Below are 13,039 nucleotides of genomic sequence, written 5' to 3' on the forward strand. Positions count from 1 at the left end.
TGCATATGCATAAAACAACAATTATAAGAACTTACAATGAAACGGAATTTATCTCGTATTACTTATTGGCTGCTTACTTTTAATCTATTAATTTTATGCGGTAATGTTATTGCCCAGCAATATGAAATAACACCACCCGCTGATTGGGTAAAATCCCATGAAATAAAACAGCCTGAACAAACAGACATGACAAAAGTACGCGACGGCACGCTGTACTTACTACTCGACAACCAATCCTACGTACCTAATAACCAAAAACAACAACGCTATACGCGTTTAGTCATGCAGGCGCAAAATCAAAGTGGCGTTGACTATATAAGCCAGCTTAATCTAGATTTTGATCCAAGCTATGAATCGCTAACACTAAACAGCTTAACTATTATCAGAAATGATAAGCGCATTAATAAGCTTAGTAGCGCGAGAATGACGGTTATACAAGGTGAATCTGAATTAGCGGATCGTATTTATAATGGGAGTTTGTCACTTAATATTATTATTGATGATATGCGCAGCGGCGACATACTCGATTACAGCTACACAGTGACAGGTAGCAACCCTATATATGCTAATAAATTTAGTACAAGGCGTATGCTTAACTGGTCGGTGCCTGTAGTACAGCAAAATATGCGCGTACTTTGGGGTAAACAAACTGCACTTAATATAAATACAGTAAACGGTAAAGCGGATGTTCAAAAAACACAAAATAAATACGGTAACGACTATTCTATTGCTTTGTTTGAAGAACCTTTATTAGAACAAAACTCCCAAACACCCACTTGGTACGACCCATATACACAAGTTTACTTTTCTGAGTTTGACGATTGGGGTCAGGTAGTTAACTGGGCATATCCACTTTATCAATCAGCTATAGAAACCCCAAACAGCATTACGGCTGTAGCCGACAACATAAAAACAAAGTACCTCAAAAAACCCGATAGAATTACCGCTGCGCTTTAGCCAAGACGAAGTTCGTTATTTAGGGCTTGAAATGGGCACTAATTCACATCAGCCAACGTCCGCCTCACAAACGCTATCGCTGCGATACGGTGATTGCAAAGATAAAACAGTACTACTTATTTCTTTATTAAAAGCGATGGATATAGAAGCCTTCCCTGCGCTAGTTGATACAGAGGAAATCAAACGCTTAAAAGAACTTCCACCTTCTGCAAGTGTATTTAATCACGTAATTGTTACGCTTAAACAAAACGGAAAACGCTACTGGCTCGATCCTACGGTTAGCTACCAACGAGGTACTCTCGAATATTTAGCACAGCCTGATTATGGCTATGCCCTAATTATTGATAAAGGTGAAACCACTTTAACTTCAATGGCGCAAAAACCTGTACATACAAATGTATCTGTAGAAGATAACTTTTTTATTGCTGAAAAAGTATCTGAGCCATCACGTTTTGAAACCCAGTACACTTATGCTGAATTTGAAGCTATTAACCGAAGAAGCAATATAGCAGTGGTCTAAATAGCGTTGCTAAATCTTACTTCGAGTATTACCAAGGCTTTTTAAATGGTCTATCAATCAATGAAGCAATGACTATTAGTGAACAAGAACAAACGGGTAAACTAATAACCAAAGAATCGTATTTAATTAGTGAATTTTGGGAAAAAACAGACGAAGGCTACGAAGCTAATTTTTATGCCAATGAAATACAAAATAGCGTTTACGAACCAAAGCAGGTAAATCGCACCGACCCACTCTACTTTGGCTACCCCAATATAATTAACACCACAATAAAACTACATTTTGCAGAAAAAGGTTGGGGATTTGATAGCGATCAACAAGAAATTGATAACGACTACTTCAACCTAAAAACAACTACTGAATTTAATGATAACGTTTTAACACTGAGTTATGACTATTACGCAAAACAAGATCATATTAAAGCCGCTCAAATAGATGATTATTTAGCACAGCGTAAAAAGTTAATATCAGCAACCCATTACCCTATTCTAAAATACGCGGAAACGACCGAAACACCTCTAACAACAGCTGATGTGCTAGATAGCTTTGGTTATAGTTGGCTTAAATATGTGTTGGCTGGCTATATTTTAGTACTCATATTCTTTTTCGCCGATTGGCGATTAGAGTCAGCAAAAAAAGTAAAATTTGAAGACAGTCCATTTTATGCAGTATCTGTAAGTAAGTTTATTATTTACAGTATTTTAAGTTTAGGCATATTTGTTAATTATTGGAGTTATCGTAACTTTAAAGCCATTAAAGAACGCGACAACTCAAGTATTATGCCTATTGCTCGAGGTATATTTGCGTTTTTATGGTATTACCCTTTGTATCTCGCACTTGCAGAGCACAGCCAACAACAGTTAAACAAAAATAGAGTAATGCCTAACTGGACTGCCTTAACACTCTGGCTAATGGTACTCGCCAGCGCCTTTGCTTATCGAATGGACGAATACGCAACCATAGTGATTTGTATAATGCCATTTTTATGGTTGCCTCTAGTTAGCTACATTGAACAAACCGATACAAGTAAAGAAGCCCTACATTACAACTCGTACTGGCGAATTAGACAGTATTTAATCTCGCTTGCGTTTGCACCTCTATTATTTTTAGGCGTACTTCAAGAAGTAAATATTTTACCCAATGCCGCAATTATAAAAGGCGATAGTTTATGGTCTTACCAAGTACACTTTTTAAAACGTAATCGCCTAACACCTGAAAACGAAGAAATACTTTATTTTTATAGCGATGCAGTATTTGATTACCGAGAAGACGGTAACGGAATAACCGAGAACTATATTTTTAGTTACTACAAAAACGATGACGGCAGGCTTGAATCGGATCTTAGTCACTTTAAAGACATAGAAAAAATAGAAACCACCTATGGTAAAACCAAACTTGATAACACAAGCATTAAAGTAATAAAAACTGACGGTAGTGATTTCTTGCTCATTGTAGGGCGTCTAAACAAGCAGGATAAAGTACTAGTGGAGCAGATTAATTTACGTATAACAGTAAATAAAGTGCGTTAGTGGCTTAAAATATCCAATTAAGTACGAATATTTTTAGCTACTAATTAAAGGCTGTTGATCTTTGGGGGCTAAGACTTTACAAGAGACTATTTGATTTTATATCAAAGCAGTCGCTGTCTTGGAAGGCGATAAAATCATTCCTAGCTTGAATTTATTTTAACTTTGAAAGGTCAATACTTTTATAATAAAAATTCATATCAAATTATTTAATAAGTATTAAAAATCTATTCTTAATTGCTTAACCAAGATAAGCATTTTTATGAAATGGCAGTGCTAACTAGCCGATTTATATATGAATAAAAAACAAGCACCACAATAATAAGAACTATTTGCATTTAGGTGTTGACAGACAGTTAGATCTAACTGATAATCAATATCAACAAGACGGATTGCATACCACTTGTTAAGGAATGAATTGATTTGTTTCTCGACCCTGAAACAACGTGTGGCGCACGTAAACAGCTATGGTTACTTGTTATGAACCGCAACGCCCCTTGATGTTGATGATGAGTAACCGCCCTACTATTTTACTTGCTACATTGCTCATATCGGTGACGGTAGATATGAAACTAAAAAAGCCCTTACGGGCTTTTTTTATGTCTGTAATTTAGTAAAACTAAATCACTTTAATTAAATAACCTGAACTCAGGTTAAATATTAACGACGGTTTTTACGAGCTCGCGCTCGGCGTTGAAGCTTTTCTTCTTCTTTAGCTTGTTTTTTAGCTTCTGCAGCGGCACGTAAACCAGCAACCATTACTTCTTCTTCCTCACGCATTTGCGGAGTTTCCATCGTAATACGGCCAATAATACCGTCGCGTAATTCGTTGATTAGTATTTCAGACATTTTATACGTGTCTATTTGGTTACCACCACGAATACAGCCGCGTTTTTTACCCGCCATTTCAACAAATTCCCAATCACTTTCTGGTAATTCGTCTATTTTATAACGCGCTTTTAAAAGCTCAGGGTATGCACGCAATAAGTACTCAGCGGTGTAACTTGCTACTTCTTCATACTCAAGCGCCGTATCACGAATGGCACCGGTAGCGCCTAAGCGATAACCTGAGTTTTCATTCTCTACTTTTGGCCACAACATACCTGGCGTATCGTAAAGCATAATACCGTCTTCAAGCTTAATGCGTTGTTGTGCTTTGGTTACCGCAGGTTCATTACCTGTTTTTGCAACTATACGTCCAGCCAGTACATTAATTAACGTAGATTTACCCACGTTAGGAATACCCATTATCATGGCTTTAATTTGCTTATCGGCACCCACTTTATGCGGCACTAACTTTTTACAAAGCTCATTTATACGACTTACTTCAGCTGCTTTATCATGTCCAAAAGAAATCGCTTTAACACCATTTTCTTGCTCAAAATAATCTTTCCAGATTTGAGTCATTTTAGGATCAGCTAAATCAGCTTTGTTCAAAATTTTGATGACCGGCTTACCTTCACGCAAGGTTGCCACCATCGGGTTTTCACTACTGTAGGGAATGCGCGCATCAAGCACTTCAATGATCACATCCATTTGTGGCATTATTTCTTTAATTTCATTGCGGGCTTTATTCATATGCCCAGGGAACCACTGTATTCCTGCTCTACTCATTTGATATGCAAACCTTTTATTTCAACCCATAACACCATGGGGTACTGTGTGGGGTACTGGGTGAATAATTTCGATTTATCACCTCAACTAATAGTGAGTAGTTTACTACATAATCCCTTTAAACTTCTCGTATAAATAAAACCAGTAGTATATCGCAACTATATAAGTGTAATTTATGTTCATAGACAAAAATACACCCATGGTTTATATTTACGACAAATAACTTAATTTTATAAACCACGGGGTATATATACATGTTTGCTGAACGATTTACTCGTGCCCGAAAAGCCTCAGGCCTATCAATGCAAGCGCTAGCTACCGCAGTTGGTATATCTGCTAATGCTATAAAAAAATATGAGCATGGTACTGCTATGCCGTCTTCTTCTAATTTATTAAAGCTTGCAAGCGCACTTGAAGTGCGCACTGAATACTTTTTCCGTCCTATAAAAGTAAAGTTAGAAGGTGTGGAATATCGTAAGCGTGCAAGCACGCCACAGAAGATTTTAGATCGTATCAATGGTGATGTGTTAGATCAGGCTGAGCGCTGGCAAGAGCTTTTAAACTTTTATCCAGATTCTATTAAACCTATCACCCCATTTTCACTACCAAGTACATTACCTGATGTGATTGATTCATATGAGCAACTAGAAGGTGTAGCCACCACAATGCGCAATGAATGGGGTTTAGGCTTAAATCCTATTCATGACATGATTGATACGCTGGAATCGAAAGGTGTAATGATAATTTGCACTGATGTAGAAACTAGTAAAAAGTTTGATGGTCTCGCGGGTAACATTAATGGACTACCTGTTGTTGTTATCTCTACGGCACAAAGTGGTGATCGTCAACGGTTTACACTCGCTCATGAATTGGGTCACTTAGTATTGCACAGCCGACTGTCTGAAGAGCTAGATGAAGAAAAGGCATGTAATCACTTCGCAGGGGCTTTTTTATTACCAAGCACTAGCTTAATACAACACTTAGGTAAAAGCCGAACTCAATTAGAAGCACAAGAGCTATACATGCTTAAACATGAGTATGGCATAAGCATGCTTGCCTCTTTGTTCCGTGCTTCACAGTCTGGTGTAATTTCATATCAAACCCAAAAGAATATGTTCATTTGGTTTGGCAAGCAAGGATGGCGCACTCAGGAACCTGGCGAACCTTATCCACATGAAGTTACCTACCTCTATAAGCAGCTAGTATACCGTGCGCTAAGTGAAGACTACATTGGTATATCTAAAGCAGCAGAACTATTAGGGGTATCACTTTCAAGCTTTCACAAAGAACGAAAGTTAGAGGTGCTTAATGCAGCAGCTACTAATTAGTGATGCCAATATATTAATAGATATGGAAGAAGGTGAGCTACTAACCCAACTTTTTCAGCTACCTTACCAATTCGCCATACCTGATATCTTATTCGTTGAAGAACTTGAGGAAGAACACGCACATTTACCTGCTATGGGCTTAACTTTAGAAGAGCTATCACCTGATTCAATGATGCATGCAATGGAGTTAATTCCGCTGTATTTAAATGCCAGCCGTAACGATATCTTTGCTTTGTGTTTAGCTAAGCAAAAAAACTGCCCTCTTGTAACTGGCGATATGGCTTTAAGAAAAGCCGCTGAAAAAGAAGGCATTGTTGTCCAAGGCACTATTTCATTAATAACGCAGCTTGTTAGGCAACAAATAGTAACGAAAGAAACTGCATTAAAAGCCTATGAAAAAATGAAGCTATCAGGTCGAAGACTTCCTTGGAAGGTGGCTATAGAGCATTTAAACGCCTTATAACGTAAGTACGGCATAGAGCCAGTGCGTGTAGCACTGGCTAAATTAGTTTTTAAGAAGGAAACAATATGTCACTTTATAAACAAGAATTTGGTCAAAACTTTGACCTCGGCTTTGACTTAAAAGATCACCCTTATCTAATAGATAAAAGCTGGCACAATGATCAATGCCCTAGCTTCTACTTAAAAGTAGGCGAACAGTATTATCTACTATGGGTAGATTATGCTGACATAGAGCAAAGAGAAGAAGAGACGCCTAGATATGTAATAGTTGAAGCAATCAATGAAGGAACTAATGAAGAGCCAGAGATCTATGCTGGCGATGGGGCAATCACTTTTGAGTGTGAAAATTATGCTGGTTTAAAGCTCTTTTTAGACAGCCTGCTAAGTCAAAACCAAAGCAACCAAAATCAGTTTAACGTTTGGGAATAAACTTTCTCAACCTCTTTAAATACAGATACCTTTTCAAGGTTAGACAACGTAGTAAGCTTCATGGTCTTCTCTATTGGCGTGTGTGGTACAGACTCAACTGGTGAGTTAAGAGTGAGTGGTTTTCCAAGTTTAAACAAAACAAACTCTTTGTCACTAGACTCCAACTTACCTGCTTGCTCAATAGTTAAACTACTTCGCGCTACTATTTGACAACCAATTACAGGCCATACTTTTTTTATAGATTTAGTTCGAGAGTTAATAGCACTCGTAGAGGCAATAGCTAAATACCTAATTTCTTTTAACACATTGAGTTTTGATTTTTTTGTGGCTGAATTGAAAGTAGCTAATGGGGTGTGATACCAAGATGCTGAGCCATTTTTGAAGCGCTCAAAATAACTTTTATCTCGCCCTGCCAACCCACCTAAAGCGGCTGTAAAAACCAAATCAGGATATAGCATCTGCTTCATACCTGCATATGGAATTCGGGCTGCTTCTTGAACATATAAACTCTCTTCCATCTCCTGAGAGTTTTTGACATAGCTATTATTCCCATCACCCAACTGTTTACGTAAAAACTCAGCAAGCCAATAACTACCACTCTTCCCACCAGCACTTGGCAATAATGCAAATGCACCTATACCTATTTCACGAATAGCTTCATCATAAGGGTTACTTTGTGAGTTATTAGCTTCTTGTTTAAAGTAACCTGGATATAAAGCAAATGCGCCAAATATAGGTCTGCTCTTGCTTATGCTTTCTGATTGGCTTTCTTTGTTTATATGAATTAACGCATCCCTGTAGCGGTGCATTTGATTTATAGCATCATCAGGCACAAAGTCTGTTTCCTTAATATTGTCTTCATCATAGCGCCCTTGCTTCATTTTAATGCGGTACTTGGCATCAAATATCCAAATGAATCGCTTAGAGTTGGGCTTGGGTAACGTTACTTCAAGTACAATATCTGGTTCTTGACTAACTAAATATGACTTAATAGGCTTACCCTTTTTAGTAAACCTTGGCTCGTGCGCTAATCTGGCTTTTAGACCATCCTCACGCTCAAATTCAAACGCACCTGCAAAACCGTCTTTTAATTGATACTCTAAAAAATCGTTTAACTGTAAATTATTTAGCTTTTTTGTTTTATCTTCAAAGCGCAGTTCATTTATTAAAATATTCCGAATCTCTAAAAAGCACCAGACTTCGTATATTTCAGCGACAGACTTCATAGATACGTTTGATTGTTTTTCAAACACATCCAAATAGTATTTTAATTCTTGCCACACACGATACACAGCACTATAGCCCGTTTTTTGCTGCAAAACTAAAGATTCGCTGTTAAGCCCTGTATACGTGCTCACCTCTTTAAAAAAGGTCTGATTTAGTGTTTTTTGTAAAGGTTTTTGCCACTCTTGTAATTCATTTAAAAAGCTACTTGAAAGGCGTTGCTTATCCGGTACTTTATTTGCTTCTCTTAGCTTATTTTCAAATTTGGCAATACACTTTTTACTATTTGTAACCACCATTTTTATAAAACGGTTTTCAGGTGTATTTACACTAAGCTGCCTTTTTTCAACTTTATACCGCTTAGCGAACTGCTTACTTTTTATATCTTCTTTAACCTTTTCACTTAAACGTTGAGGTAAACGTCCTTTCAACCTATCCGCTTTTGAATATGAAACATATGACTGCAAGCGACTGTGCGGAGCCTGAGTAATAACCTTAAGGCCATCTTCAAACCGTTTGCGTAAGTTATTAAAATTAGCAAGCCACAACAAAGGAAAGTGTCCCCTTTGCTGGCCCTTAGAAGCATTCTGTTCTGTTTTTTCAAGTAAGCTAAAGCGCCATAGTGGGAACTCTTTATCAATCATTTTATACATAGCAGGTAAGTCGCTATGCATATCCATTTTTGTTGGCAGTACTTCAAAGGAAATATTACTTTTAAATACCTTTCCACCTGCAATAAACTCAAGCGGTAAGCGCATCCAACCAACATCATTTCCCGTATTTAATGTACCGGTTAATCGAGCTGAAGAAGTTAAGCTCGCTCTTTTAAAGCGAAAGCTATCATTAATGTTTTGGCTACGGTGGGATAAATAAGCACTTTCAACTTCAGAGTTAAACTCCCATTCAAATTGATATTGTGTATTTTCAAAAAAAATAGGCTCGGCAATACCTAAGCTATTAGCCTGATTAGTCGCTTCATATTCTTTTTTATCTACTACTAACGCATCTATATCTATAGGGGGAGAGAGCTTTATGGAGTAAGTCGATTCTTGAGCGAGGGTTTCAAGACCTGAACAAGCGATATTGCGTTTACCAAACGTGGCTTGGTAAACCTGTTTTCGTTTAAAAATATCGTTCGTCCAGATAGATAATTCAAACTGTGATGATTGCAGATATAAAAGCTCTTGCATTCCTTAGCACTCCATACAGTTTAATTAAGGCCAAAAACTTGTAAAACCAAATGTTGTTAACCTATCTTCCATCCAGTTTATTTTTTCTTTGCTCCGGCAAGCAATATGAATTAGTTTATCGCTATTTGCATTTTCACGGTACAAATCAGGTCTTGCTGTATTTGAGCCAGGCAATTCATTCCAAAAGCTACCAAATTCACTTTCAAGAATTTTTTCCAATTGCTTCAATATCGATATATCGACAGTTCCAACTGCGGCAAGCTTCTCTGTATCACCTTCAATACGAGGTAAAACCTTACACATTAAAAAGTCATCCCATACCGCTTTTAAGTCAATATCTTTTATTGGCTCACTACTTATAACTGCTAATAGCAGCTCGTTAAGTGCTCTGTATGCAAGCTTAAATGGGGTATGTGCCAATACGTTATTTATTGCATTAATAAATGCGATGCTTTTACGACCATCTATATCGATTTTAGGGAGTTTATCGGTACTAGTCCGTGCATCAGAGTAAATAGGGTAACTCAATGCCTTATTGGTGGTTGTAGGTGCGAAAAAGTTATCGAAATCGTTAGGAAAAAAGTCGCCAAAATCAAAACTTAGCGCTCGGTCTATTACTTTACGAGAAAATCCATGGGTAGTTTCATCCATATTTACTGTGCCAGCAACTATCAAGTTAAACGGAATACTTAAACCATATTCACAAATATGTTGCCACGCATCATCATAATTCGCATCCGCAAACCCCAGTTCCTCACGTAGCTTTTCAATATTATCGATTGATTGAATTGTAGTAGCTTTTAATAGTGGGTCACACGAGTATTGAAAATCATCTTCATCCCAAGCCCAACACCTTGTTTCAATGACTGATAAGTAATCCGCAAAGTACTGTTCAACAGGCGCTAAATTCATTTCGTCTAAGCAAAGCCAATATGGTTTTATTGCATCAATATCTGATACGCTACCTTGAAGGCATAAAAGCTTTTCATTTACTGATAATGAAATACCTTTATCAAGTATTTCCCGCCATGCTTTAGCAATAAATTTAAGTACATCCGTTACTACAAACTCAGCACTCCCACTTAAACGAGACACATACCCCAGCAAATCACTAGGCTCATGCCAGTCAGGTCGCACAGATGTTAAGCAGTAAGTCTCAGCTAAGGAGCCTGTTAGCTTCGCCTGCTCTCTGACAAAGCGAGTTTTACCTGTTCCTGATATACCAGCTAAAAGCAGAAAAGGCTTAGGTAGTACGCTTACATTATTCTGCTCTTTCAGAAATTCTGCAAATTTACGGCATGCAGAACTATACATTGAATTACCCGATTTATCTGAAGCCAGCCATTCAGCATTATTTTTAAGCAAATCAATAGCCTCTAAAATCTCACTTTCTGAACATAAATACAGTGAAGACTGCTTAAATCCAATAGACTCGATGTATTTATCTGTATAGCTAATTCCTAGGCCTGAATATGATTTTGCAGTGCGCTCAGATAAGTTTTTCCTTATCATCCAATTGTAAAATTTAATTCTAGTATTATGAACATTTTGCCTATTTACTAAAGTACCTTTTGAGTATAAGTTGTCCCAATTTCTTAAAGCTTTAGAAATATAATCTGGTGTGAAAAAAGTATTTACTTCAGGTGTCACATATTCACTAGCTGTAAGATAAGAAACTAATTTTGAAATTAACTTTGTTAAAGCCTTCGTTTGACTACGACCTGCTGAAGAAATAGTTTTGAGCTCTTCCGAATCAGCTGATTTATATATTTGTCTATATGACTTTTCTTCGTACTTATTTATTTCATCTTTACGTGTGGGCACTAGCTCCCAAGCATCATGAACTCTATCGAAGTTGCTCAATATAAAAGTTAAAAATAACTTTATATTTTCAGGCGAAATACTAAATGCTTCATTCTTAGTGTTTGTATAAGTAAATAGTAATGACTCTTCAGCTATTATTTTTTGCTCATCACCGATCTCATTACAATAATTTTGAAATTTCATAGCACATCCGTTTTGATCTTCTTCGCTAATTTTTCGATAACTGGAACTACAACTGAGTTTCCAAACTGCTTATATGCTGGAGTTCGATATTGAGACGCTTCAAATTCCTCAGGAAAGCCCTGAAGCCTAGCGCACTCTCTCAACGTAAGCATCCTAGGGTTTTTATTTTTCTGTGGGATTAAACATTCTTTCCCATCTTTACCATACCGAGCAACAATTGTATTAGAAGGCTTGTTTAAATCAGCTGTATGCGCTGTAAAACCAGTGCCACGCTCTATATTTCTTTTAGTCCTATTAATATGGCCCTGCCATAGCTTATCTGAAATGGTATAGATTTCATCAACGTTTTCTTCAAGTATAGACTTGAGTGGTAGTGATTCCCCAATAAACTCTGGAAACTCAAAAGGCTTTCCTATATCTTTTCGAATACCAACCATATAGCATCTAACGCGCCTTTGAGGCACTAAAGAGCTAGAGTCAATAATTTTATATGAAAAGTGGTAACCGCTATTTTCAATACTGTCTTTTATAGTTTTAAATGTGCGACCTTCGTCATGCCTTTCAAGATTTCTGACATTTTCCAAGAAAACAACTTTTGGACGTTTGCTCTCTATAACTCTTAATACGTCAAAAAATAATGTCCCTTGTACATCACATAAAAACCCATGTTTCTTCCCAACAGCTGTACGAGCAGAAACCCCTGCGTGTGAAAACGGCTGACACGGGAAGCCAGCAAGTAAGACATCATGTTCAGGTATTGATATCTCTGGAATATCAGTTATATCACCAAATGGCATTTCACCATGGTTTAGTTTATACGTTTTTTGAGCTGACTTATCATACTCCGAAGAAAATACACACTGCCCTCCAGCAGCTTGAAACCCAAGTCTGACACCTCCAATACCTGCAAATAAATCAATGAATTTAAATGAAGCCTGATTAGAAGGCTTTAACTTCACGTTTTCAAAAACCAGATTGAAGAAACTTTTTTGATCTACAAGAACACTGCTTTTTTGAAGTAACAATACAACCTGTTTTTTTACATCCTCAGCGCTAGCTACCTCTGGGTTGGAATAAAATTGACTATCTGTCGCGACTGCATGAATCCATTGCTCAATTACTGCTTGAGCCTCAGTTCCTTCAGGAACGTGGGGGATAACTAGAGGTAAAATTAACTCTTCTGCTATTTGAAGTAATTCTAAATTCGTTTTCATTAATTATTACTTTACTACTAAAATTTGATGGTTAGTTCATGCTTTCATAAATAACTTAACTATGAAGCATCACCCAAATGCATGTTTCTATACTTCGACATCTACAACGTGCATTTCGAACCGGCCCAATATATCAAACTTAGGAGGTTTCGCTATCTATCATATTGTTAGATTTTAGCTGTGTTGGACACTTATACATTGTTGTTTCATATTACCAACTACCAGTAATTAGGCAAGAATTGACTCAGTTATCCCAACAAAAGATTACACAATCAACCTCTCTTTGATTAAATTTAATTTGCCCTCAATTTAAGTGCTAAAAATAAGATATTAATTCTCACGCTCCCCAACTCTTTCCATTATCCAATCATCAACTTCAGACTCTAACCAAGCTACCGACTTAGCACCTAACGATACTTGCCTTGGAAAAGTACCCTCTGCAATAAACTTGTAAATACTTGAGTGGCCAAGTGATGTTTTTTGAATAACTTCTTTTAATTTGATTAAACGCATGGAATTTCTCCGGTTGGTTATTAGTTCATAACCTTTCCGGGGTCAGTATTTTTTT

The 13,039-nt window shown here is 37.1% G+C and carries 11 protein-coding genes; 6 read left to right on the top strand and 5 right to left on the bottom strand.

The features are described 5' to 3' along the window. Positions 1–36: 36 nt before the first annotated feature. The 3 genes from I6F54_RS20355 (at position 37) to I6F54_RS20365 (ending at position 3,006) form a co-directional block, all read left to right on the top strand. The gene (locus I6F54_RS20355; RefSeq protein WP_231617041.1) at positions 37–957 is read left to right on the top strand and encodes a DUF3857 domain-containing protein; all 921 of its coding nucleotides are present in this window, start codon (positions 37–39) and stop codon (positions 955–957) included. A gap of 31 nt (positions 958–988) precedes the next feature. Next, the gene (locus tag I6F54_RS20360) at positions 989–1,477 is read left to right on the top strand and encodes a transglutaminase-like domain-containing protein (protein WP_231617042.1); all 489 of its coding nucleotides are present in this window, start codon (positions 989–991) and stop codon (positions 1,475–1,477) included. A gap of 68 nt (positions 1,478–1,545) precedes the next feature. Then, positions 1,546–3,006 carry a hypothetical protein gene (locus I6F54_RS20365; protein WP_231617043.1) on the top strand — a complete coding sequence of 487 codons (1,461 nt, stop codon included), beginning with the start codon at positions 1,546–1,548 and terminating at the stop codon, positions 3,004–3,006. A 657-nt stretch (positions 3,007–3,663) separates the two neighbouring features. Here the strand turns inward: I6F54_RS20365 and ylqF are convergent. Continuing rightward, on the bottom strand, positions 3,664–4,617 hold the full coding sequence (ylqF, locus tag I6F54_RS14945; protein WP_197142106.1) for a ribosome biogenesis GTPase YlqF: 954 nt from the start codon (positions 4,615–4,617) through the stop codon (positions 3,664–3,666). A 254-nt stretch (positions 4,618–4,871) separates the two neighbouring features. Between ylqF and I6F54_RS14950 the strand changes: the two genes are divergently transcribed. The 3 genes from I6F54_RS14950 (at position 4,872) to I6F54_RS14960 (ending at position 6,836) form a co-directional block, all read left to right on the top strand. After that, entirely contained in the window at positions 4,872–5,945 is a 1,074-nt protein-coding gene (locus I6F54_RS14950; RefSeq protein WP_197142108.1) for a helix-turn-helix domain-containing protein, read from the top strand. After that, positions 5,926–6,408, top strand: coding sequence for a PIN domain-containing protein (locus I6F54_RS14955; protein WP_008127170.1), 483 nt, complete (start codon positions 5,926–5,928; stop codon positions 6,406–6,408). Before I6F54_RS14950 ends, I6F54_RS14955 begins: the two co-directional genes overlap by 20 nt. A gap of 65 nt (positions 6,409–6,473) precedes the next feature. Beyond that, positions 6,474–6,836 carry a hypothetical protein gene (locus I6F54_RS14960; protein ID WP_197142110.1) on the top strand — a complete coding sequence of 121 codons (363 nt, stop codon included), beginning with the start codon at positions 6,474–6,476 and terminating at the stop codon, positions 6,834–6,836. Here I6F54_RS14960 and I6F54_RS14965 read toward each other — a convergent pair. From I6F54_RS14965 to I6F54_RS14980, 4 genes are all read right to left on the bottom strand, one after another. Then, positions 6,815–9,250: a restriction endonuclease-like protein gene (locus I6F54_RS14965; protein ID WP_197142113.1), complete on the bottom strand. Its 2,436-nt coding sequence runs from the start codon at positions 9,248–9,250 to the stop codon at positions 6,815–6,817. The two genes, I6F54_RS14960 and I6F54_RS14965, sit on opposite strands and share 22 nt — an antisense overlap. Positions 9,251–9,274: 24 nt before the next feature. Next, positions 9,275–11,257 (bottom strand): McrB family protein, encoded by a 1,983-nt coding sequence (locus I6F54_RS14970; protein WP_197142115.1) that lies wholly within the window; start codon positions 11,255–11,257, stop codon positions 9,275–9,277. After that, positions 11,254–12,471 (bottom strand): DNA (cytosine-5-)-methyltransferase, encoded by a 1,218-nt coding sequence (dcm, locus tag I6F54_RS14975; RefSeq protein WP_197142117.1) that lies wholly within the window; start codon positions 12,469–12,471, stop codon positions 11,254–11,256. Before dcm ends, I6F54_RS14970 begins: the two co-directional genes overlap by 4 nt. A gap of 330 nt (positions 12,472–12,801) precedes the next feature. Then, positions 12,802–12,984 (bottom strand): AlpA family transcriptional regulator, encoded by a 183-nt coding sequence (locus I6F54_RS14980; protein ID WP_197142119.1) that lies wholly within the window; start codon positions 12,982–12,984, stop codon positions 12,802–12,804. Positions 12,985–13,039 lie beyond the last annotated feature (55 nt).

The sequence above is a fragment of the Pseudoalteromonas sp. SWXJZ10B genome, assembly GCF_015864475.1.
GTDB lineage: Bacteria > Pseudomonadota > Gammaproteobacteria > Enterobacterales > Alteromonadaceae > Pseudoalteromonas > Pseudoalteromonas arctica.